At 65.1% G+C, this 23326-nt stretch carries 20 protein-coding genes; 15 read left to right on the plus strand and 5 right to left on the minus strand.

Translation table 11 applies throughout. From position 1 onward, the window contains the following. Nucleotides 1-4 precede the first annotated feature (4 nt). From PVW27_RS12150 to PVW27_RS12170, 5 genes are all read left to right on the plus strand, one after another. Nucleotides 5-1783 (plus strand): SLC13 family permease, encoded by a 1779-nt coding sequence (locus PVW27_RS12150; protein WP_274558065.1) that lies wholly within the window; start codon nt 5-7, stop codon nt 1781-1783. A 105-nt stretch (nt 1784-1888) separates the two neighbouring features. Then, complete coding sequence (locus tag PVW27_RS12155; protein ID WP_274558067.1) at nt 1889-2629, plus strand: YebC/PmpR family DNA-binding transcriptional regulator; 741 nt, start codon at nt 1889-1891, stop codon at nt 2627-2629. A gap of 281 nt (nt 2630-2910) precedes the next feature. Then, nucleotides 2911-4065, plus strand: coding sequence for an NAD(P)/FAD-dependent oxidoreductase (locus PVW27_RS12160; RefSeq protein ID WP_274558069.1), 1155 nt, complete (start codon nt 2911-2913; stop codon nt 4063-4065). Beyond that, nucleotides 4055-4339, plus strand: a complete 285-nt coding sequence (locus tag PVW27_RS12165) for a 2Fe-2S iron-sulfur cluster-binding protein (RefSeq protein ID WP_274558070.1) — start codon at nt 4055-4057, stop codon at nt 4337-4339. Before PVW27_RS12160 ends, PVW27_RS12165 begins: the two co-directional genes overlap by 11 nt. Continuing rightward, complete coding sequence (locus tag PVW27_RS12170) at nt 4336-5730, plus strand: FAD-dependent oxidoreductase (RefSeq protein WP_274558072.1); 1395 nt, start codon at nt 4336-4338, stop codon at nt 5728-5730. The genes PVW27_RS12165 and PVW27_RS12170 overlap by 4 nt, the downstream gene beginning before the upstream one ends. A gap of 52 nt (nt 5731-5782) precedes the next feature. Here PVW27_RS12170 and PVW27_RS12175 read toward each other — a convergent pair whose 3' ends face one another. Together PVW27_RS12175 and PVW27_RS12180 are read right to left on the minus strand one after the other, a co-directional pair. Beyond that, nucleotides 5783-6487, minus strand: coding sequence for a UTRA domain-containing protein (locus PVW27_RS12175; RefSeq protein ID WP_274558074.1), 705 nt, complete (start codon nt 6485-6487; stop codon nt 5783-5785). Then, complete coding sequence (locus tag PVW27_RS12180; RefSeq protein WP_274558075.1) at nt 6484-7854, minus strand: formimidoylglutamate deiminase; 1371 nt, start codon at nt 7852-7854, stop codon at nt 6484-6486. Before PVW27_RS12180 ends, PVW27_RS12175 begins: the two co-directional genes overlap by 4 nt. A 68-nt stretch (nt 7855-7922) precedes the next feature. Here PVW27_RS12180 and hutI point away from each other — a divergent pair, with 68 nt between their 5' ends. From hutI to PVW27_RS12210, 6 genes are all read left to right on the plus strand, one after another. Continuing rightward, nucleotides 7923-9107 carry an imidazolonepropionase gene (gene hutI / locus PVW27_RS12185; RefSeq protein ID WP_274558077.1) on the plus strand — a complete coding sequence of 395 codons (1185 nt, stop codon included), beginning with the start codon at nt 7923-7925 and terminating at the stop codon, nt 9105-9107. Further along, complete coding sequence (gene hutH / locus PVW27_RS12190) at nt 9104-10627, plus strand: histidine ammonia-lyase (RefSeq protein ID WP_274558078.1); 1524 nt, start codon at nt 9104-9106, stop codon at nt 10625-10627. Before hutI ends, hutH begins: the two co-directional genes overlap by 4 nt. Continuing rightward, nucleotides 10624-11421: an N-formylglutamate deformylase gene (gene hutG, locus PVW27_RS12195; RefSeq protein WP_274558080.1), complete on the plus strand. Its 798-nt coding sequence runs from the start codon at nt 10624-10626 to the stop codon at nt 11419-11421. Before hutH ends, hutG begins: the two co-directional genes overlap by 4 nt. Then, nucleotides 11418-13115 carry a urocanate hydratase gene (hutU, locus tag PVW27_RS12200; protein WP_274558082.1) on the plus strand — a complete coding sequence of 566 codons (1698 nt, stop codon included), beginning with the start codon at nt 11418-11420 and terminating at the stop codon, nt 13113-13115. The genes hutG and hutU overlap by 4 nt, the downstream gene beginning before the upstream one ends. 122 nt (nt 13116-13237) lie before the next feature. Beyond that, nucleotides 13238-13837 (plus strand): LysE/ArgO family amino acid transporter, encoded by a 600-nt coding sequence (locus PVW27_RS12205; protein WP_274558084.1) that lies wholly within the window; start codon nt 13238-13240, stop codon nt 13835-13837. Nucleotides 13838-13907: 70 nt separating this feature from the next. Continuing rightward, on the plus strand, nt 13908-14816 hold the full coding sequence (locus PVW27_RS12210; protein ID WP_274558086.1) for a DMT family transporter: 909 nt from the start codon (nt 13908-13910) through the stop codon (nt 14814-14816). Between the two features lie 54 nt (nt 14817-14870). Here PVW27_RS12210 and choV read toward each other — a convergent pair whose 3' ends face one another. The 3 genes from choV to choX form a co-directional block, all read right to left on the minus strand. Beyond that, the gene (gene choV, locus PVW27_RS12215; protein ID WP_274558087.1) at nt 14871-15953 is read right to left on the minus strand and encodes a choline ABC transporter ATP-binding protein; all 1083 of its coding nucleotides are present in this window, start codon (nt 15951-15953) and stop codon (nt 14871-14873) included. Beyond that, nucleotides 15950-16783 carry a choline ABC transporter permease subunit gene (gene choW / locus PVW27_RS12220; RefSeq protein ID WP_274558089.1) on the minus strand — a complete coding sequence of 278 codons (834 nt, stop codon included), beginning with the start codon at nt 16781-16783 and terminating at the stop codon, nt 15950-15952. The genes choV and choW overlap by 4 nt, the downstream gene beginning before the upstream one ends. A gap of 87 nt (nt 16784-16870) precedes the next feature. After that, the gene (gene choX / locus PVW27_RS12225; protein WP_274558091.1) at nt 16871-17794 is read right to left on the minus strand and encodes a choline ABC transporter substrate-binding protein; all 924 of its coding nucleotides are present in this window, start codon (nt 17792-17794) and stop codon (nt 16871-16873) included. Between the two features lie 81 nt (nt 17795-17875). Between choX and betI the strand changes: the two genes are divergently transcribed. The 4 genes from betI to betA all read left to right on the plus strand — a co-directional run bounded on the left by betI (nt 17876) and on the right by betA (nt 23236). Continuing rightward, nucleotides 17876-18460: a choline-binding transcriptional repressor BetI gene (gene betI / locus PVW27_RS12230; RefSeq protein WP_274558093.1), complete on the plus strand. Its 585-nt coding sequence runs from the start codon at nt 17876-17878 to the stop codon at nt 18458-18460. Further along, complete coding sequence (betC, locus tag PVW27_RS12235; protein ID WP_274558095.1) at nt 18457-19977, plus strand: choline-sulfatase; 1521 nt, start codon at nt 18457-18459, stop codon at nt 19975-19977. Before betI ends, betC begins: the two co-directional genes overlap by 4 nt. A gap of 43 nt (nt 19978-20020) precedes the next feature. Next, entirely contained in the window at nt 20021-21481 is a 1461-nt protein-coding gene (gene betB, locus PVW27_RS12240) for a betaine-aldehyde dehydrogenase (RefSeq protein WP_274558096.1), read from the plus strand. 108 nt (nt 21482-21589) lie between these two features. Then, nucleotides 21590-23236, plus strand: coding sequence for a choline dehydrogenase (betA, locus tag PVW27_RS12245; protein ID WP_274558256.1), 1647 nt, complete (start codon nt 21590-21592; stop codon nt 23234-23236). Nucleotides 23237-23326: the final 90 nt, after the last annotated feature.

The raw sequence follows: 23326 nt of genomic DNA on the forward strand, positions 1-23326 counted from the left end.
TGACATGGCGCTGTTCGAGTTCTCCCAGATGACGCAGGCCGTGCTGTGCCTTGCCGTGGTGCTGGGCATGTTCGTGTTTTTCATCAAGGAAACCTATCCGGCAGAGGTCGTCGCCATCGGTGGGGCGGTCCTCATGCTTCTTCTGGGGCTTCTGCCCTATGATCAGGCGGTCTCGGTGCTGGCCAACCCGGCCCCGTGGACCATCGCATTGATGTTCATCGTGGTGGGTGCCTTGGTGCGGACCGGGGCACTGGATGCCTTTACGGGGCTGGCAGACAGATTGGCCCGCACGCGGCCCGCATCGGCGATCATCATTCTGTTGACCATCGTGGCGCTGGCCTCGGCGGTGATGAACAATACGCCCATCGTGGTGGTGATGATTCCGGTCTTTGTGCAACTGGCGCGCACCATGGGCATTTCGGCCAGCAAGCTTTTGATTCCGCTGAGTTATGCGGCAATCCTTGGTGGTACGCTCACGCTGATCGGCACATCGACCAACCTGCTGGTGGACGGGGTGGCCCAGACGCAGGGGATGGAACCCTTCTCGATCTTCGAGATCACGCCTCTGGGGTTGATCCAGGTGACCTTCGGGCTGGCCTTTCTGCATTTCGTGGCCCCCCGCCTGTTGCCGGAGCGTGACAGCATGGCGACGCTGTTGTCCGACAAGAGCCGGATGAAGTTTTTCACCGAAGCCGTGATCCCGCCCGACAGCAACCTGATCGGGCGCGAGGTGACGGGGGTGCAGCTGTTCAAACGCGAGGGGGTGCGCCTGATCGACGTGATCCGGGGCGATCAGTCGCTGCGGCGCGACCTGCAAGGGGTGATGCTGGAGGTGGGGGACCGCGTGGTGCTGCGCACGCAGATGGCGGAACTGCTGAGCCTGCAACGGAACAAGAGCCTCAAGCGGGTGGATCAGGTCTCGGCGGTCGAGACATCGACGGTCGAGGTGCTGATCACGCCGGGCTGCAAGATGGTGGGGCGCTCGCTGGGGTCGCTGCGGTTGCGGCGACGGTTCGGGGTCTATCCGCTGGCGGTGCATCGGCGCAACCAGAACATCGGACGGCAATTGGACGAACTGGTGGTGCGCGTGGGCGATACGTTGCTGCTGGAGGGGGCGCCCGCCGATATCCAGCGGCTGGCAACCGAGATGGACATGGTCGATGTCTCGCATCCCACGGCGCGGGCCTTCCGGCGCGGACATGCGCCTATCGCCGTGGCGGCGCTGATCGGGATCGTGCTGCTGGCGGGCCTGAACGTGGCGCCGATCCTGTTGCTGTCGTTCTTTGCGCTGGGGATCGTGCTGCTGACGCGCTGCATCGATGCGGATGAGGCGTTCTCTTATGTGGATGGTCGGCTGCTTGCGCTGATCTTCGGGATGCTGGTCATTGGTGCGGGGATGCAGGCCACCGGCGCGGTGCAGATGCTGGTCGATCTGGTGGCGCCCTATCTGGCGCTGATGCCGCCGGTTTTCGTGGTCTTTGCCGTTTACCTGCTGACCACGGTCCTGACCGAGATGGTGTCGAACAATGCCGTGGCCGTTGTGGTGACGCCCATCGCCATCGGTCTGGGGCAGACGATGGGGATAGACCCGCGCCCCCTGGTGGTGGCGGTGATGGTCGCGGCCTCGGCCAGTTTCGCCACACCGATCGGGTATCAGACCAATACGCTGGTCTATGGGCCTGGCGGGTATCGGTTCACCGATTTCATGCGGGTGGGCATACCGATGAACATCATGATGGCGATCATCGCGTCGATCACGATCCCGTTCATCTGGCCGTTGTGAAAGCCGGTCGTTGATGCTGCAAGCGGCCTTGCGAGGGGCCGGGCTGGTGACATATAGAGGCGCAGATCGCCAGACAGGCTTATACAGACACAGACGGAGGCACGCATGGCCGGCCACTCAAAATGGGCAAACATCCAGCATCGCAAGAACCGTCAGGATTCGGTGCGCGCAAAGCTTTTCTCGAAGCTGTCCAAGGAAATCACCGTGGCGGCCAAGATGGGCGACCCGGACCCGGAAAAGAACCCCCGCCTGCGGCTGGCGGTGAAGGAAGCAAAATCGCAATCCTGCCCCAAGGATGTGATCGAACGCGCCATCAAGAAGGCCATCGGCGGCGAGGGCGAGGCCTATGAGGAAATCCGTTATGAGGGCTACGGACCCAATGGCGTGGCGATCATCGTCGAGGCGATGACCGACAACCGCAACCGGACCGCGTCCAACGTGCGCTCGACCTTCACCAAGAATGGCGGGAACTTGGGCGAAACGGGGTCTGTGGCCTTCATGTTCGACCGCAAGGGCGAGATCACCTATCCTGCCAAGGTGGGCGATGCCGACACCGTGCTGATGGCCGCGATCGAGGCCGGGGCCGAGGATGTGGAGAGCAGCGAGGATGGCCATGTGATCTGGTGCGCGGATGTGGACCTGAACGAGGTGGCCACCGCGCTGGAGGATGTGCTGGGAGAAAGCGACAGCACGAAACTGGTCTGGAAGCCCACAACCTCGACCGAGATGGACCTTGAAAGCATGACCAAGCTGATGAAGCTGGTCGATGCGCTGGAAGATGACGACGATGTGCAGCGCGTCACCACCAATTTCGAGGCCAGCGACGAGGTCATGGGTCAGCTGTAATCCGATCTGCGGCGTGATCTGAAAGGGCGTCCCTTTGGGGCGCCTTTTTTCTGTTGGTGGGGTCGGTGAAATTGGGTCAGGTCGTAAACGATCTGGCCTGTGGCGTGATGCGAAGGTGTAGGGTGCGTGCCCGCACGCACCGTTTGTTGATGCGGGGCGTGGTGCGTGCAAGCACACACCCTACACCTACTATCGCAAAGCCGCTCTGTTGGAGTGACCTCTCCATCCCGCAAAGCTGGCATTATGATGGTCGGGCTACAGAAGAGTGCTGGGGCGTGACAATGCGGGACTGGCCTGCCAAGACTGCTGCAACGCGGGAGGAAGGGCGGGCGCAGGTGCAGGCGGATTACGCGATCATCGGGGGTGGGATTGTCGGGCTGTCTGTGGCTTGGGGGCTGCTGCGGATTGGCCGGACTGTGATCGTGCTGGATGGGGACGATGGCAGTTTTCGCGCCAGCCGGGGGAATTTCGGGCTGATCTGGGTGCAGTCCAAGGGATTGAAGCAACCTGCCTATGCGCGCTGGACCCAAGGGTCAGCGGCGCTGTGGCAGGGGTTTGCGGCGGAACTGTCGGACGGGACGGGGGCCGATCTGTCGCTGCGGCAGGATGGCGGATACGACTTTTATCTGGACGAGGCGGCGCTGGAGGCGCGGGTGGCGCAATATGCGGCGCTGCGCGAGGCTTTGGGCGGGGAGTATCCGTTCGAGGTCTTGGGGAACAACGCCCTGCGGCGGGAGGAGCCAGAGGTTGGCCCGCGCGTGGCCGGCGCGATCCTGCATCATCAGGATGGGCATGTGAACCCGCTGCGCCTGCTGCGGTCGCTGGCCATGGATGTGCGGCGGCGGGGCGGGCAGGTTCTGACGGGTCAGTCTGTCGCGGATGTGGACGGCGTGGCGGAGGGGCTGCGGGTCAGATGTGCGTCTGGATTGGTGGTCACGGCGGGGCGTGTGGTGATGTGTGCGGGTCTGGGTGCGATGGACCTCGGTCCCCGGCTGGGTTTTCTGGCCCCTGTCCGGCCCCAGCGGGGGCAGGTGCTGGTGACGGAAAAGCTGCCGCCGCTGATGCACCGCCCCTCGGCCACGATCAGGCAGGTCGATGAGGGCGGTGTTCAGATCGGGGCAAGTGCCGAGGAGGTGGGGTTGGATGACCGCGTGACGATCCCCACCGTGGCGAAGATCGCCGCCGAGGCCGTGGCGGTTATGCCGCGACTGGCGCAGGCGCAGATGGTGCGCAGTTGGGGGGCGCTCAGGATCATGTCGCCGGATGGCTTGCCCATCTATCAGCACAGCCCGACCCTGCCGGGGGTCAGCCTTGTGACCTGCCATTCCGGCATCACGCTGGCCGCCGCCCATGCCCTGTTGTTGCCGCGCTGGTTGGAGGGGGCGGATGATGCGCCGGATCTTGGGATGTTCGGGGAGGCCCGTTTTGTTTCGTGACCTTTCCCCTGATGCACCACGCGTGCGCGTGACCTTGGACGGGCAGGTGTTGCACTTGCCCGCGGGGGCCAATCTGGCTGCCGCCTTGCTGGGGGCCGGAATCACCACCTTCCGCATGACCCCCGTCTCCGGCGCGTCACGCGGGCCGTTCTGCATGATGGGGGCCTGTTTCGATTGTCTGATCGGGGTGGAGGGCGTGACGCGGCAAGCCTGCATGATGCAGGTCTCGGACGGGATGGTCTTGACCCGGCCCTTGGGAAAGGGCGGGGCATGAGGGCGGTTGATCTGATCGTGATTGGCGCGGGGCCTGCGGGGATGGCGGCGGCGGTTGAGGCGGCAGGCGCCGGGCTGTCGGTGGCCATGCTGGATGAGCAGGCTGCCCCGGGCGGGCAGATCTACCGCGCCGTGACTGGGGCCGGGGCCGGGCGCGGGGACGTGCTGGGCAAAGATTATCTGCACGGAGCCAGTCTGGTCGAGGCCATGTCGGCCTTGGGTGTCAGCCCTCTGTGCAGGGCCGTGGTCTGGAACATCGCGCCGGATGCGGAGGGTATCACCGTCACCTATTCCCAAGATGGGCGCGCGGCGCAGGTTCGGGCGGCGCGTCTGGTTCTGGCCACGGGCGCGCTGGAACGGCCAGTGCCGATCCCCGGCTGGACCCTGCCCGGCGTGATGACCGCGGGTGCGGGGCAGATCCTGCTCAAAGCCTCGGGTGTTGTGGCGCAGCGCGCGGTCCTCGCAGGGTCGGGGCCGCTGCTTTATCTGCTGGCGGTGCAGATGGTGCGGGCGGGTCAGCCGCCGCTGGCCTTGGTCGAGACACAGGGAGCAGGCGACATGTGGCGGGCGCTGCCGCATCTGGCGCGCGGGCTGCGGGGGTGGCGGACGCTGGCCAAGGGTGTAGCTCTGCTGGCGCAGTTGCGCCGCGCAGGCGTGCGCCGGATCACTGGCGCAGGTGATCTGGTGGTCGAGGGCGATGCGCATGCGGCGGCGCTGCGGTTCACTGTCGGCGGACAGGTGCAGCGCATCGCCTGTGATACGGTGCTGCTGCATCAAGGGGTGGTGCCCAATACCCAGATCAGTCGCGCGCTGCGGATGGAGCATGACTGGCGGGCCGGACAGCACGCATTCACGCCGCGTCTGGATGCATGGGGCGAAAGCACGGTGCCGGGTGTGTTCGTGGCGGGTGACGGGGCGGGGATTGCAGGTGCGGCGGCGGCGGAACAGGCGGGGCGGTTGGCGGGCTTGCAGGTGGCACATCAGCTGGGCCGGATCGACGGTGCCGCGCGGGAGGCGCGGGCGCGGGGACCTGCGGCGCGGCTGGCGGCGGAGCGGGCGTTACGTCCGTTTCTGGAGGTGGCCTATCCGCCTGCGCCACAGGTTCTGTCCCCTGCCGACACCACGATCATCTGCCGCTGCGAGGAGGTGACGGCAGGTCAGGTGCGCGGCTGGGCGAAGCTGGGTTGCATGGGGCCGAACCAGACCAAGGCGTTCGGCCGGGTCGGCATGGGGCCCTGTCAGGGGCGCTTTTGCGGGCTGAGCGTGACGGCCTTGCTGGCGCAGGCCCATGGGATGACGCCCGAGGCGGTGGGGGCCTATCGTGTCCGGCCGCCTTACAAGCCGGTGACGTTAGGAGAGTTGGCGTCATTGGATGCGGGCGAGACACCCTGATCGGGCGGCAGGATTGGATATTTGAAGCAAGAAGAAGCAGCGGCGGCGCGCCTCAGATCACCATGTCGAGGCGATAGCCGGGGCGGTAGCTGATCTGGGCCACCGTGACCGGGCGAGTGCCGTCCAGCGTGCTGCGGTCCAGCCTGAAGAGCGCGGTTCCGGGCGCGCAGCCCAGTTGGGCGGCTGTGGCGGCATCGGCGGCAATGGCCGAAAAACTGAGGCGACCTTCGGTGAAAGGGGCATGGCGCACCAGCCATTCATTGGCGGACAGGGTGGTCATATCCGCTTCGAGCGCGCCGGGGGCGGCGGCGGGGTTGATCCAGCGATCCTCCAGCGCGAAGGGGGTGCCGCCTGCCAGATGCAGCGCGCGGATATGCAGCGCGTCGGTATCCGGGGGCAGGGCAAGGGAGGCGTGCACCGGGGCAGGCGGTGATTCAAGTGCGCGCGAAAGCAGGGCATAGCCATAGGGTTGACCCAAGGCCGCGACCTCGTCCCGGATCAGGGGGATCGAGAGCACGGCGCGGCGCACCGGAGCCTCGGCCACGCGGGTGCCGGCCTTGCGGCGACGGTCCAGAACGCCCGATTCCGCCAGATCGCGCAGGGCGCGGTTGACCGTGGCGCGGGCGCAGCCGAATTCAAGCGCCAGATCCGCCTCGTTCGGGATCATGGTGCCGGGCGGCCAGCGCCGGTGTCGGATGCGGGCCAGCACCTCGGCCCGGATCGCTTGCCATGTGCGGGGAGGTGGCGTGTCGGTCACATTACATCCTTGAGGCGGCTGAGCGTGGCGCGGTAGGCGCGGGTGATGGCGGTGCGGTGGATGTGGCGGCCCGACTGCACCATGTGCCGACCGGCGCACCACAGGTCGCGGATCATGCCCTTGTCGCCTGTCACCATCAGGGTATCAAGTATCCGGTCGCCCGATTTGCCGATCAGGTCGATATGGCCGGGGGCGAGGCCAGCGAGATCGGCCCATTCCCCTACCGCGATACGCCCTGTGCCGCGCGCAAGGGCCTGTGCGCCGCCAGTGGCCGCATCCTCCAGCACACGGCGCCCGGTGGAGCGGTCGGCGGTGGCGAGTGCCGCGCGGGACCGGTCGCGCAACCGCTGGGAGTAGTCGAGGCTGCGCATTTCTTCGGCCAGGCTGATGCGGATATTGCTGTCCGAGCCGATGCCGAAACGTCCTGTGGCGTCCAGAAATCGGGGCGCGTCGAAGATGCCGTCGCCAAGGCTGGCCTCGGTGATGGGGCACAGGCCCGCAACGGCCCCGGTGCGGGCGAGGGCGCGGGTTTCCGCAGGTGTCATCTGGGTGCAATGGATCAGGCACCATTGATCCGTGATGTCTGTCTGCTCCAGCAGATAGGTGACGGGGCGCGCGCCGGTATGGGTGAGGAGTTCATCGACCTCGGCGACCTGCTCAGCCAGATGCATGTGAATGGGGCGGTCGCCTGCAAGGGTGATGGCGGTTTGCAAACCTGCATCGGTGACTGCGCGCAGGGAATGGGGGGCGGTGCCCAACCGTGTGTCGTCCGGCAGGGCACGGATGAGGTGGTCGCAGTCCTGCACCAGTCTTGCATAGCTGTCGGGGGTTTGGCCGAAGCGGATCTGGCCGGAGGCGAGGGCCCGCCCGTCGCGTCCACCGACTTGATAGAGCACGGGCAGAAGCGTGAGGCCGATGCCCGTCTGGGCAGCGGCGGCACAGATGCGGGCCGACATTTCGGCGGGATCGGCATAGGGCGTGCCGCCCGGTGCGTGATGCAGGTAGTGGAATTCGCCGACCGCAGCGAAGCCCGCCTCCTGCATCTCCATCTGCACGAAGGCGGTGATGGCCTGCACGTCATCGGGGGTCAGGCGGTCGAGAAAGCGGAACATCTGCTGCCGCCATGTCCAGAACGTATCGCGGGGATCGGGGCCGCGCGCCTCGGTCAGACCGGCCATGGCGCGCTGGAAGGCGTGGGAATGCAGATTCGCCGGAGCCGGGATCAGGGGGCCGGTGCGATGCGCGGCACCCGCGCGGGCGTCGGGCGTGATGCGGGCGATCCGGCCAGACCTGTCGATGGTGAGGGCGACGTTGCGCGCCCAGCCCGAGGGCAGCAGGGCGGTTGTGGCGAAAATCTCGGTCTGCATGCTTGACTCGGGTTTATTATGTATAGACATATTATGGATAAGCGCAGATGAAATTGGAATCAACCCTTATGACGCGGACACTTCTGACAGAGCTGGCCCTGATGCCGATGACCGATGGCGCGGCGTTGCTGGATGGTGCGGTGTTGATGGACGGCGCGCGCATCCTCTGGGCCGGAGCGGCGGCGGATGCGCCGGATGCGGATCATGTCGAGCGGTTGGCGGGGCGGTTGGTTACGCCTGCGCTGATCGATTGCCATACGCATGTGGTCCATGGCGGGAGCCGCGCCGCGGAATTCGCGCAGCGGCTGGAGGGGGCAAGCTATGCCGATATCGCACGTGCCGGGGGCGGTATCCTGTCCACCGTGCGGGCCACGCGGCAAGCATCGGAGGCGGAGCTTCTGGCACAGGCCCTGATCCGCGTCGATGCGATGATCGCCGAAGGTGTGGCGGTGATCGAGGTGAAGTCGGGCTATGGCCTTGATATTGAAACCGAACTCAGGATGTTGCGGGTGGCGCGGGCCATTGCAGGGGTGCGCCCGGTGCAGGTGGTGACAAGCTGGCTGGCGGCGCATGCGGTGCCGCCGGAATATGCGGGGCGCAGCGATGATTATCTGGAGCAGGTGGTGTTGCCCGGACTGCGCGCCGCCCATGTCGAAGGGCTGGTCGATGCGGTGGATGGGTTCTGCGAAGGGATCGCCTTCACGCCTGCCCAGATAGGCCGCGTGTTCGATCTGGCGCGAGACTTGGGCCTGCCGGTGAAACTGCATGCCGAGCAACTGTCATCCCTGGGTGGGGCCAGTCTGGCGGCGCGGTATGGCGCGCTGTCGGCGGATCATCTGGAATATGCGGGCGAGGCCGATGTGGCGGCGATGGCGGCGGCGGGGACGGTCGCGGTGCTGTTGCCCGGCGCGTTCTATACGCTGCGCGAGGTGCGGGTGCCGCCTGTGGCTGCGTTTCGTGCGGCAGGTGTTCCGATGGCGCTGGCCACGGATTGCAATCCGGGATCGTCGCCCATGACCTCGCTGCTGCTGGCGATGAACATGGGCTGCACGCTGTTTCGCCTGACCCCGGCAGAGGCTTTGGCGGGTGTGACGGTCAACGCGGCGCGCGCGCTGGGCTTGCGGGATCAGGGGGTGATCCGGGCCGGGGCCGTGGCTGATCTGGCGGTCTGGGATGTGGCAGATCCTGCGGAACTGGCCTATCGCATCGGGGGCAACCCCTTGTTTCGGCGTTATTTCAGGGGGCAGGCATGATCCATCCGGGGCATATGACATTGGCGCAATTGGCGGCCGTTCACGCAGGCGCGCCGGTGCCGCCGATTGATCCGGCCGCGCGTGCCGGCGTGGAGCAAGCCGCCGCGATGGTGGCCGAGGCGGCGCGGGGGCAGGCGGCGGTGTATGGCGTCAATACCGGCTTCGGCAAGCTGGCCAGCCGCAAGATCGCGCCCGAGGATACGGCGATTCTGCAGCGCAACCTGATCCTGTCGCATTGCTGCGGTCTGGGTGATCCGCTGGAGGCACCTTTGGTGCGGCTGATGCTGATGCTCAAGGCGGCGAGTCTGGCGCGCGGGGCATCCGGCGTGCGCTGGGAGGTGATCGCGCTGATCGAGGGAATGTTGGCTTGCAATGTCTTGCCGGTGATCCCGCAGCAAGGCTCGGTCGGGGCTTCGGGTGATCTGGCACCCTTGGCGCATATGGCGGCTGTCATGATCGGGGCGGGTGAGGCCGTGTATCAGGGGCGGCGGATGCCCGGTGCCGAGGCGCTGGCGGCGGCGGGGCTGACCCCTGTGGTGCTTGGCCCGAAAGAGGGGTTGGCGCTGATCAACGGGACACAGTTTTCGACCGCTGCCGCCTTGGGGGGGCTGTTCGATGCGTGGCGCAATCTGGAAGGGTCGGTCGTGACGTCCTGCCTGTCCACCGATGCGATCATGGGGTCGGATGCGCCGCTTCTGGCGGGTATCCATGATCTGCGCGGTCATGCGGGCCAGATCGCCGTTGCCGCGGTCATGCGCGGCTTGATGGAAGGCTCTGCCATCCGCGACAGTCACCGCGAGGGCGATACCCGCGTGCAGGACCCCTATTGCATCCGCTGTCAGCCGCAGGTGGCGGGGGCGTGCATGGACCTGCTCCGCATGGCCGGGCGCACCTTGGAGATCGAGGCGAATGCCGTGACCGACAACCCACTGGTCCTTCTGGAGGAAGGGCGGATCGTGTCGGGCGGGAATTTCCACGCGGAACCCGTGGCCTTTGCCGCTGACCAGATCGCGCTGGCCATTGCCGAGATTGGCGCGATTTCGCAGCGACGGGTGGCGCTGATGGTTGATCCGACGCTGAGTTTCGATCTGCCGCCATTTCTGACGCCCGATCCGGGGTTGAATTCAGGCTTCATGATCGCCGAGGTGACGACAGCCGCCTTGATGAGCGAGAACAAGCATCTGGCCAATCCCTGTTCCACCGACAGCACGCCCACCAGCGCCAATCAGGAGGATCATGTGAGCATGGCCGCCCATGGCGCGGTGCGTCTGGCGCGGATGAACCGCAACCTGTCGGCCATTCTGGGGGTCGAGTTGCTGGCGGGGTGTCAGGGGATCGAATTCCGCGCGCCCTTGCAGACATCCGCGCCCTTGCGGGCGGTGCTGGCGCGGGTGCGCGGGCAGGTGGCGACGCTGGGGGCGGATCGCTACATGGCACCTGATCTGGCTGTCGGGCAATCCTTGATCGCGGGTGGCGAGGCGCAGGCGGCGGCGGGTGTCGCGCTGGAGATCGCAGGATGAGCGTCGAGGTCACACGCGGGCAGGGCGCCATCGTATTGGGTCTGCCCCACACCGGGCTTGACGTGCCGCCCGAGGTCTGGGCGGGCTTGAACGACCGGGGGCGCGAACTGGCGGATACGGATTGGCATATCGACAGGCTTTACAATGGCTTGCGCGCGGACGTTACGATCGTCCGCCAGACCGTGCACCGCTATGTGATCGACGTGAACCGGGGGGCGGATGATGCCAGCCTTTACCCCGGTCAGGCGACGACGGGGCTGTGTCCGGTGACTGATTTCGACGGAGCACCCATCCACCTGCCGGGGCATGCGCCTGATAGCGCCGAGGTCGCGGCGCGGATTGCGGCGCATCACACGCCCTATCACGCCGCGTTATCCACAGAACTGGCGCGGATCAGGGCGATGCACGGCGTTGCGATCCTTTACGATTGTCATTCGATCCGGTCGCGGATTCCGCATCTGTTCGAGGGAACATTACCCGATTTCAACATCGGCACGAATCTATCCACAAGTTGCGCGCCGCTTGTGGAAGAAACTATGGAAAAGATCTGCCGTGCGGCACAGGGCTATTCCACGGTCGTGAACGGCCGTTTTCGCGGTGGCTGGACCACGCGGCACCACGGTCAACCCGGCGCGGGCATCCATGCGATCCAGATGGAACTGGCCCAGTCCACCTACATGGAAGAGGCCCCGCCGTGGCGCTGGGACGAGGGCCGCGCCGCGCGCTTACGCGCAACATTGGCGCTGGTCCTTGATGCGCTTCAATCCCTTGTAGACAGAAAGGTTCTGACATGACCACGCCCCGTATCATCGGCAGCCGCCACAATTCGCGCGACGTTTTCCCGCCGACCGGAACCACGCTGACCGCCAAAAGCTGGCTGACCGAGGCGCCGCTGAGGATGCTGATGAACAACCTGCATCCCGATGTGGCGGAAAACCCGCATGAGTTGGTGGTGTATGGCGGGATCGGGCGCGCGGCGCGGACATGGGAGGATTTTGATGCGATTGTCGCCGCGTTGACCGATCTGAACGCGGATGAGACGCTGCTGGTGCAATCGGGCAAACCCGTGGGCGTGTTTCGCACCCATGCGGATGCGCCACGCGTGCTGATCGCGAATTCCAACCTCGTGCCGCATTGGGCAACTTGGGATCATTTCAACGAACTCGATAAGAAGGGTCTGGCGATGTATGGCCAGATGACCGCCGGATCGTGGATCTATATCGGCACGCAAGGAATCGTGCAGGGCACCTATGAGACCTTCGTCGAGGCGGGGCGGCAGCATTATGGCGGATCACTCAAAGGGCGCTGGATCCTGACAGGCGGCTTGGGCGGCATGGGCGGCGCGCAGCCCTTGGCAGCCGTGATGGCGGGGGCCTGCTGTCTGGCGGTGGAATGCGACGAGACTCGCGCCGATTTCCGGCTGCGGACCCGCTATGTCGATGAAAAGACGCGCGATCTGGACGAAGCCCTGGCGATGATCGACCGCTGGACCAAGGCGGGCGAGGCGAAATCCGTGGCCTTGATCGGCAATGCGGCGGATGTGTTCCCGCAGCTTTTCGCGCGAATGCAGGCCGGGGGAATGCGTCCCGACATCGTGACCGATCAGACCTCGGCCCATGATCCGGTGCATGGCTATCTGCCGCAGGGCTGGAGCGTGGCCGAATGGCGCGCCAAGCAGGACAGCGCGCCCAAGGCGGTGGAGGCCGCCGCCCGCGCCAGCATGAAGGTGCATGTGGCCGCGATGGTGGATTTCTGGAACGCGGGCGTGCCGGTGCTGGATTACGGCAACAATATCCGCCAGATGGCGCTGGAGGAGGGGTTGGAGAACGCCTTCGCCTTTCCGGGTTTCGTGCCCGCCTATATCCGGCCCCTGTTCTGTCGCGGGGTGGGGCCGTTCCGCTGGTGCGCGCTGTCGGGCGATCCCGAGGACATCTACAAGACCGACGCCAAGGTGAAAGAGCTGATCGACGATCCGCATCTGCACAACTGGCTGGATATGGCGCGGGAACGGATCAGCTTTCAGGGCTTGCCCGCGCGGATCTGCTGGGTCGGGCTGGGGCTGCGGCACAAGCTGGGGCTGGCGTTCAATGAGATGGTGCGCAATGGCGAATTGAGCGCGCCCATCGTGATCGGGCGCGACCATCTGGACAGCGGCTCGGTCGCCAGTCCGAACCGCGAGACGGAAGCGATGAAGGATGGCTCGGACGCTGTGTCCGACTGGCCTCTGCTCAATGCGCTGCTGAACACGGCCTCAGGGGCCACGTGGGTCAGCCTGCATCATGGCGGCGGCGTGGGCATGGGCTTTTCGCAGCATTCCGGCATGGTGATCTGCTGCGATGGCAGCGTTGAGGCGGATCGGCGGCTGGAACGGGTCCTCTGGAACGATCCGGCGACGGGGGTGATGCGCCATGCGGATGCGGGCTATGACATCGCGCTGGATTGCGCGCGTGACCATGGGCTGAACCTGCCGGGCATTCTGAACCGCTGACCCTGCGTCTTGGGCCGGCGTCGCGCTGCGTATATTTGAAGCAAGAAGAAGCAGCGGGCCCTGATTGACCCCGTCACGGGCGGGGGATATCCGGCGTTCCGGACAAGTGCGGGAGGCCGGCGATGCAGACGATGAGTGCGGGCTTTGGGCTGGGGCTGTCGCTGATCCTTGCGATCGGGGCGCAGAATGCCTTTGTCCTCAGGCAGGGCTTGCGTCGCAGCCATGTCTTTGCAGTCTGTCTGACCTGTGCATTGAGCGATGCGGCGTTGATTGCCGCAGGCGTGGCGGGCTTTGGCAGTCTGGCGCAAGCGGCACCCTGGATCGAGCCGGTGATGCGCTGGGGCGGGGCGCTGTTCCTGATCGTCTATGGCGCGCGCGCGCTGCTGTCGGCTTGGCGTGGCGGGGCGGTTCTGATGGTCGAGGGGGGCGCGGTCGAGGCGTTGGGGCCCGTGCTGGTGACCTGTCTGGCGCTGACATGGCTGAACCCGCATGTCTATCTGGACACGGTGGTTCTGCTGGGCAGCGTGGCCGCGCAATATGAGGATCGGGTGAGCTTTGCCATCGGAGCCATGACAGCGAGTTTCGTGTTTTTCTTCACGCTGGGTTACGGCGCACGGCGGCTGGCCCCGCTGTTCGCGCGCCCGCAAGCGTGGCGCGTGCTGGATCTTTGCGTGGGTCTGTTGATGTGGGCCATCGCGGCGGCGCTGATCCGCGGCGCGTAGGGTTCGAAAAACGCGCGCAATGTCCTGTCGGCCCCTTGCAGCCCGCCGGGCTTCGTGACTTGATGCCCGCATGAGCAGTGAGCAAAGACAGGCCCGCCCGGTTCTGGGTGTTTTCTGGATGGTGGTGACGGGCCTTCTGTTCGTGGGGGTCACCGCTCTGGTCAAGTATCTTGGACCTGGCATCCCTGCACCCGAGGCGGCCTTTCTGCGCTATGCCATCGGGCTTGTGTTTCTGATCCCCCTGATCCGTCCCATTCTGGCAACCCGGTTGACGCGCCGGCACTGGAGCCTGTTCACCATCCGCGGCCTGTCGCATTCCATTGGCGTGGCGCTTTGGTTCTATGCCATGGCGCGGATTCCGATCGCGGATGTGACGGCGATGAACTATCTGGCGCCGATCTATGTCACATTGGGGGCGGCGGTCTTTCTGGGCGAGAAACTGGCTGCGCGGCGCGTGGTTGCGGTCGTGGTGGCGCTGATCGGGGCGTTGATCATCCTGCGGCCCGGCTTTCGCGAGATCGGCCCCGGCCATCTGGCGATGCTGGGGGCGGCGGTAGTCTTTGGTGCCTCCTACCTGCTGGCAAAACTGCTGACGGACGAGACAAATGCCGCCATCGTGGTGGGGATGCTGTCAATCTGGGTGACCGTGGGTCTGGCGCCCATGGCCATCGCGGTCTGGGTGCCGCCCACGGCCGAGGCGCTTGTCGTGCTGACCATGGTCGCGCTGCTGGCCACAGCGGGGCACTACACGATGACGCTGGCCTTTGCTGCGGCCCCTGTGACCGTGACGCAGCCCGTGAGTTTCCTGCAACTTGTCTGGGCCGTGTCGCTGGGCGCGCTGTTCTTTGACGAGGGCGTGGATATCTGGGTGGTGATCGGCGGTCTGGTGATCCTCGGCTCCGTCACCTTCATCACATGGCGCGAGGCGATGCTGAAGCGCCGCCTTGTCACGCCGCCCGCGCCCGCGACCAAGGTCTGAGGGGCGCTTTGCCCTTCATCGTTCCCCAAATACTCAATTTACCGCCCTTGCGGATCAGGCCGACTGCGCCGCCGTGCCGCGCGGGTCCAGCAGACCGTCCAGCACCGCCGCGCTGGTGATCCGTCCGAGGGGGCGGCCTTGGGCATCCTGCACGATCAGCGTCGCGTCACCTGCGGCCTGCAATGCCAGCATGACATCGCGCAGCGGCGCCTTTTGCCGGATGGCCGGGCCGGTCTCGGTCCCTTGCAGGGGGTGCATCACATCCTCGGCGGTCAGCACGCCCAGCGGGTTCATATGGGCCACGAATTCGGCCACATAATCGGTGGCGGGGTTGGTGAAGATCTGTTGCGGCGTGCCGCATTGCACGATCCGCCCGCCCTCCATGATGGCGATGCGGTTGCCGATCTTGAAGGCCTCGTCCAGATCGTGGCTGACGAAAATGATCGTGCGTTTGAGCGCGGATTGCAGTTCCAGCAATTCATCCTGCAGTTTGGCGCGGATCAGCGGGTCGAGGGCCGAAAACGGTTCGTCCATCAGCAGGATCGGGGCTTCGGTCGCAAAGGCGCGGGCCAGCCCCACGCGCTGCTGCATGCCACCCGACAATTCTCCGACGCGGCGGTCGGCCCATTGGGTCAGGTTGACCAGTTCAAGCTGCGCATCGACTCGCGCGCGGCGTTCGGCCTTGCCCATGCCGCCCAGTTCCAGTCCGAGGCCCACATTCTCGCGCACGGTGCGCCATGGCAGCAGACCGAACTGCTGAAACACCATTGCCACGCGGTGCAGGCGGATGCGCCGAAGCGTGGCCGCGTCGGCATGGGTGACATCGACCAGAACATTCCCGTCGCAGACATGCGCCGCCCCGCGGCATACCGGATTGAGGCCGTTGACCGCCCGCAGAAGGGTGGATTTGCCTGATCCCGACAGACCCATCAGAACAAGGATCTCGCCTTCGGTCACGTCGAGGCTGCAATCATGCACGCCCAGCACCTGTGCGGTGCTTTGCTGGATTTCAGAGCGGCTGAGGCCTTTGTCCATCAGGGGAAGCGCACGTTCCGGCTGATCGCCGAAGACGATCGAGACATTGTCGAAGCGCACGGCGATGCCTGCGGTGTCCTTGGGGGCGCTGGTGCGGGTCATTTGCGCTCGATCCTCAGCATCCTGTCCAGAAGAATGGCCAGCACGACGATCACCAGCCCGGATTCGAAACCCAAGGCCGGGTTCACGCGGTTCAGCGCTTGCAGCACTGGCACGCCGAGGCCGTCAGCGCCGACCAGCGCGGCGATCACCACCATCGACAGCGAGAGCATGATGGTCTGGTTCAGCCCGGCCATGATCTGCGGCAGGGCATAGGGCAGTTCGACCTTCAGAAGCGTCTGGCGCGGGGTCGCGCCGAAGGCCTGCGCCGCCTCAAGCAGGGCTGTTGGTGTCGCGGTAATGCCCAGATGGGTCAGGCGGATCGGCGCGGGCAGCACGAAGATCACGGTGGCGATCAGGCCTGGCACCATGCCAATGCCGAAAAAGACAATTGCGGGAATAAGATAGACGAATGTGGGCAGCGTCTGCATCAGGTCCAGCACGGGCCGCATCGCGCGATAGAGGGCAGGGCGATGCGCGGCGGCGATCCCGATGGGCACGCCCAGACCCATGCAGACGACGCAGGCCGCCAGCACCAGCGTCAGCGACTGGGTGGTCTGGGTCCAGTAGCCCTGATTGACGATGAACAAGAACCCAAGACCCACCAGAACGGCAGGCTTCCAACTGCGCTGCACCAGCACGGTCAGCGCGACGAACGCCCCGATCACCACAAGGGGGTGCGGCGTCTGCAAGACCCAGAGAATACCGGCGATCAGCGCCTCAAGCCCGTCGGACATGCCGTCGAAGAAGAAAGCCGCATTGATTTCCAGCCATGCGAAGGCCCGGTCGGCATAGTCGCCCACGGGGATCTTGGTGTCGGTCAACCAGTTCATCGGATGGCGCGCCCTTTCCGGTCTGTCAGCCCCCCGCGACGGCCCCTTCCCGCGACGGGGGAAGGAGCCTTCGCGGTCGAAGCGATCTTACAGCCCCAGTGCGGCGCGGGCGGCGGGCAGGGCCTCGGCCCCGTCGCGGGTGGTGACACCGGCCAGCCAGCTGTCCAGCATATCGGGGTTTGCTGTCAGCCATGTCTTGGCGGCCTCGGCGGGGTCTGTGCCTTCGTTCAGGATGGCGCCCATGATCTCGTTCTCCATCGCGAGGGTGAATTCGAGATTGCCGAAGAAGGTGCCAAGGTTGGGGCACTCGGCGGCATAGTCTGCGCGGGTGTTGGTCCGCACTTCCGCGCCGCCAAGGTTCGGGCCGAACCAGTCATCGCCGCCTTCCAGATAGGTCATGTCGAAATTGGCGTTCATGGGATGCGGTTCCCATCCCAGAAAGACGATCGGCTCGCCGCGCCGGTCGGCACGCGTGACCTGCGCCAGCATCCCCTGTTCCGAGCTTTCGGCGACGGTGAAGCTGCCCAGACCAAAGGCATCGGCGGCGATCATGTCCATGATCAGGCGGTTGCCGTCATTGCCGGCCTCGATCCCGTAGATCTTGCCTTCAAGGGCTTCGGCATGTGTTGCGATATCGGCAAAGCTGGCGATGCCAAGATCGGCGGCGGCGCGGTTCACGGCCAGTGTATATTTCGCACCGGTCAGGTTGGTGCGGACGGTGTTCACGGTGCCTGCGTCACGATAGGGGGCGATATCGGCCTCCATCGTGGGCATCCAGTTTCCCAGAAACACGTCGATATCCCCCTTGGACAGCGAGATATAGGTGACCGGCACTGAGAGGATCTTGGTCTCGGTCTCATAACCCAGCGCCTCGAGAACCACGGATGTTGCAGCGGTCGTCGCCGTGATGTCGGTCCAGCCCACATCCGAGAATGTGACCTTGTCGCATTGTGCGAAGGCGGGGGTGGCTGCCAGCAGGGCAAGGGCTGTGAGGGCGGGTTTCAGGGTCATCGGTCTCTCCCGTGTTGTTCTTGATTGACGAGTCAATAAAAAAGCATTTAGCGTCTCGGGGCAAGTTTATTGGAGAAAACGATGCCCAAGCTCGGGATGGAGCCTATACGCCGGGCCGCCCTGGTGGAAGCAACAATTGCCGAGATCGGCAGCACCGGGTCGCTGGATGTGACGGTGGCGCAGATCGCGCGGCGGGCGGGGATGTCCTCGGCTTTGGCGCATCATTACTTCGGCGGGAAGGAGCAGATTTTCCTTGCCGCGATGCGCCATACGCTGACTGTTTACGCCGCAGGCGTGCGCGGCGCACTGGTGATGGCGACGGGTCCGCAGGAGCGGTTGGAGGCCATCGTGCGCGCCAGTTTCGCGGGCAGCAACTTCCGCCGCGAGGTGGTCGCGGCATGGCTGAACTTCTATGTGCTGGCGCAGGTGTCCGAAGATGCGCGGCGGCTGCTGGCGGTCTATCAGCGCAGGCTGCGGTCGAACCTGACCCGTGATCTGCGCCCATTGGTCGGACCGCGCGCGCCCGATGTGGCCGACCGGGTCGCCGCTTTGATCGACGGGGTCTATCTGCGGCAGTCGTTGGGGCAGGGCCAGCCCGACAGCGCGGTCGCCGTGGCGACAGTGCTGGGGTGTCTTGATCTGGAAATCGAAAGGGGAACGGCATGAGGGATGATCGGGCACGGCCCAATATCCTGATCGTGATGGTGGATCAGTTGAATGGCACGCTGTTCCCGGATGGTCCTGCCGATTGGCTGCATGCCCCCAACCTCAAGGCGCTGGCGGCGCGGTCGGCGCGGTTTGCCAAGGCTTACACCGCCTCGCCCCTGTGCGCGCCGGGGCGGGCCAGTTTCATGTCCGGCCAGTTGCCCAGTGCCACGCGGGTCTATGACAATGCCGCCGAATTCGCCTCCAGCATCCCGACCTATGCCCATCACCTGCGCCGGGCGGGATACTACACATGTCTGTCGGGCAAGATGCACTTCGTCGGGCCCGATCAGTTGCACGGGTTCGAGGAGCGTCTGACGACGGATATCTACCCCGCCGATTTCGGCTGGACGCCGGATTACCGCAAACCCGGAGAGCGGATCGACTGGTGGTATCACAACATGGGGTCCGTCACGGGCGCGGGCGTGGCCGAGATCACGAACCAGATGGAATATGACGATGATGTCGCCCATCAGGCGGTGCAGAAGATCTATGACCTGTCACGCGGGGCGGACAGCCGCCCGTGGTGCCTGACGGTCAGCTTCACCCATCCGCATGACCCTTATGTGGCGCGACGTAAATACTGGGACCTTTACGCGGATTGCGCCCATCTGATGCCTGATATCGGGCAGATCCCCTATGATCAGCAGGATGCCCATTCCAAGCGCATTTTCGACGCCAATGACTGGCGGTCCTTCGATCTGACGGATGAGATGGTGGCGCGGGCGCGGCGCGCTTATTTTGCCAATATCTCATATCTTGATGACAAGATCGGCGAGATATTCTCCACGCTTGAGGCAACGCGCCAGCAGGCGGTGGTGGTCTTTGTCAGTGACCACGGCGATATGCTGGGCGAGCGGGGGCTGTGGTACAAGATGTGCTTTTACGAAGGCTCTGCCCGCGTGCCGCTGATGATCGCGGCGCCTGCCTTGCCTGCGGGGCGGATCGACACGCCGGTCAGCACGATCGACGTCTGTCCCACGCTTTGCGATCTTGCGGGCGTCAGCATGGATGAGGTGATGCCCTGGACCACGGGCGAAAGCCTTGTGCCCCTGGCGCAGGGGTTCGACCGCACCAGCCCGGTGGCGATGGAATATGCCGCCGAGGCGTCCGAGGCGCCGCTCGTCGGCCTGCGGTATGGGCGCTGGAAATACACGCGCTGTGCGCTGGACCCCGAGATGCTGTTCGATCTGGACGCCGACCCGCACGAATTGACCAATCTTGCCGGTGATCCCGCGCATGCGGGCACGCTGGCCAGCCTGCGCGCCAAGAGTGAGGCGCGCTGGGACCTTGCCCGCTTTGACGCCGAGGTGCGGGAATCCCAAGCCCGCCGCTGGGTCGTCTATGAGGCGCTGCGTCAGGGCGGCTACTACCCTTGGGATTTCCAGCCGCTGCAAAAGGCGTCCGAACGCTACATGCGCAACCACATGGACCTGAACGTCCTTGAAGACAGCAAACGCTTTCCGCGCGGGGAATGATCCGCGCCGACCCCTCCCTTTCACTGTTCCGGAAATACGCAAAATGACAAGTTTCGCCACACAGCCCACCGCCAGCCATTTCGTGAACGGCCGTTACGTCGAGGATACGGCGGGCGCGCCCATTGACGTGGTCTATCCCGCAACCGGACAGGTGATCGCGCGGGTGCATGAGGCGACACCTGCCGTTGTCGAGGAGGCGCTGACAAGCGCGCGGGCGGCACAGAAGGCATGGGCCGCATTGCCCGGCGTGCAGCGCGGCCGCATCCTGCGCCGTGCTGCCGACATGATCCGGGAACGCAATCGCGAACTCAGCATTCTGGAAACCCATGATACCGGCAAACCGCTGTCCGAGACGCTCTATGTCGATGCGACCAGCGGGGCGGATGCGTTGGAATATTTCGGGGGGTTGGCGGCCAGCCTGACGGGCGAGCATATCCCGCTTGGCGAAAACTGGGCCTATACGGTGCGCGAGGCGTTGGGAGTCTGCGTGGGGATCGGGGCTTGGAACTATCCCACCCAGATTGCTTGCTGGAAGGGGGCCCCGGCATTGGCCTGCGGCAATGCGATGATCTTCAAGCCTTCCGAGGTGACGCCGCTTTGCGCGCTGAAGATCGCGGAGATCCTGCACGAAGCGGGGCTGCCGGCCGGTCTTTACAACGTCATTCAGGGGCGTGGCGCTGTCGGTGCGGCGTTGGTCAGCGATCCAAGGGTCGCCAAGGTGTCGCTGACCGGGTCGGTGCCGACGGGGCGCAAGGTCTATGCCGCCGCCGCCGATGGGATGAAGCATGTGACGATGGAACTGGGTGGCAAATCGCCCCTGATCATCTTTGATGACGCCGATCTCGAGGATGCGGTGGGCGGCGCGATTCTGGGGAATTTCTATTCCTCGGGTCAGGTCTGTTCCAACGGCACGCGGGTGTATGTCCAGAAAGGCATCCGTGAGGCGTTCCTTGCGCGTCTGGCTGAACGGTTGTCCGCAGCCGTGATCGGCGATCCGCTGGATGAGGGCACCAATTTCGGGCCGATGGTGTCCGAAGGACAGTTGGGCATCGTGCAGCGCTATATCGCGAAGGGCGTCGAGGACGGTGCGCGGCTTGTCTGCGGCGGCAAGCGGCTGGACCGCGACGGGTTCTGGATCACGCCTGCGGTCTTTGCCGATGTGACCGACGACATGACCATCGCACGCGAGGAAATCTTTGGCCCGGTCATGTGCGTGCTGGATTTCGATGATGAGGATGAGGTCATCGCGCGGGCCAATGACACGGAATTCGGTCTGTCGGCGGGCGTGTTCACCCGCGACCTGTCCCGCGCGCATCGGGTCGTAGGCCGGATGGAGGCCGGCACCTGCTATATCAACAGCTATAACGATGCCCCGGTCGAGGTGCCCTTCGGCGGCACCAAGATGTCCGGTGTGGGGCGTGAGAACGCGAAAGCGGCGATCGAACATTACAGCCAACTGAAATCGGTTTTTGTGCGGATGGGCCGGGTCGAGGCGCCGTTCTGACCAGCTGCCGGGGCCGCCATGCTGGCGCGCCCACCCGCCCACCCCGCGCCGGCATGGCGGAACGGGGCGGGCTGATCATTGAGACAGACAGGACAAGTGACAGTGACGATGGAAGCGGATTTCGTGATCGTGGGGGCGGGCAGCGCGGGCTGCGCTATGGCCTATCGGCTGGCCGAGGCGGGCCAGTCCGTGCTGGTGATCGAACATGGCGGCACGGATGCCGGTCCTTTCATCCAGATGCCTGCGGCGCTGTCCTATCCGATGAACATGAAGCGCTATGACTGGGGGTTTCAGTCGGAACCTGAACCGCATCTGAACAATCGCCGTCTGGCCGTGCCGCGCGGCAAGGTGATCGGCGGGTCCAGCAGCATCAACGGCATGGTCTATGTGCGCGGCCATGCGCGCGATTTCGACCATTGGCGCGATCAGGGCGCGGATGGCTGGGGCTATGCGGATGTGCTGCCCTATTTCCGGCGGATGGAGCAGTCTCATGGCGGGCAGGATGGCTGGCGCGGCACGGATGGCCCGCTGCATGTGACGCGCGGGCCGCGCAAGAACCCGCTGTTTCACGCCTTTGTCGAAGCCGGGCGGCAGGCGGGCTACGGCGTCACCGATGATTACAACGGCGAGCGTCAGGAAGGCTTTGGCCCGATGGAGCAGACAGTGTATCGCGGGCAGCGCTGGTCTGCGGCCAATGCCTATCTGCGGCCTGCGCTGAAACGGCCCAATTGCAGTCTGATCCGGGCCTTTGCGCGCCGCGTCGTGATCGAGAACGGCCGCGCCGTCGGGGTCGAGGTTGCGCGTGGCGGTGGCACCGAAGTGATCCGTGCCCGGCGCGAGGTTGTGCTGGCGGCGTCGTCAATCAACTCGCCCAAGCTGTTGATGCTGTCCGGGATCGGCCCCGCTGCGCATCTGGCGGAGCAGGGTATCCCTGTTCTGGCCGACAGGCCCGGTGTCGGGGCGAACCTGCAGGACCATCTGGAGTTGTATATCCAGATGGCTGCCAGCCAGCCGATCAGCCTGTTCAAATACTGGAACCTCTGGGGCAAGGCGCTGATCGGGGCACAGTGGTTGTTCACAGGCAAGGGACTGGGGGCCAGCAACCAGTTTGAAAGCGCGGGCTTCATCCGTTCGCGGGCGGGGATCGACTATCCCGACATCCAGTTTCATTTCCTGCCCATCGCTGTGCGCTATGACGGCAAGATCGCGGCCGAGGGACACGGGTTCCAGGCCCATGTCGGCCCGATGCGCAGCCCCTCGCGCGGGGCTGTCTCGTTGCGATCCTCTGATCCGATGGCAGATCCGCTGATCCGCTTCAATTACATGTCCGATCCGCAGGATTGGTGGGAGTTCAGGCAGTGCATCCGCCTGACCCGCGAGATTTTCGCGCAAGAGGCGTTCAAACCCTTCGTCAAGCACGAGATTCAGCCGGGTGCCGCCGTCCAGAGCGATGCTGAACTGGATGATTTCATCCGCGCGCATGCCGAAAGCGCCTATCATCCCTGCGGCACCTGCCGCATGGGGCGCGCGGATGATCCGCTGGCCGTCGTGGACCCGCAGGCGCGGGTGATCGGCGTGGACGGGCTGCGCGTGGCCGACAGCAGCATCTTTCCGCGGATCACGAATGGAAATCTCAATGCTCCCTCGATCATGGTGGGCGAGAAGGTCAGCGATCACCTTTTGGGGCGTGATCCCTTGCCTGCCGATAACAGGGAACCTTGGGTCCATCCTGCATGGGAGGTGGCGCAACGTTGAGCCGCGGGCGGCTCAACTGTCGCCTAGTTCACAGTTTGTCAATCTTTTGTTAATGATTCTTAAAACTTTGAGTTGAACGGCTCGGTTTTC

This window comes from Seohaeicola sp. 4SK31 (assembly GCF_028802875.1).
Classification (GTDB): domain Bacteria; phylum Pseudomonadota; class Alphaproteobacteria; order Rhodobacterales; family Rhodobacteraceae; genus Seohaeicola.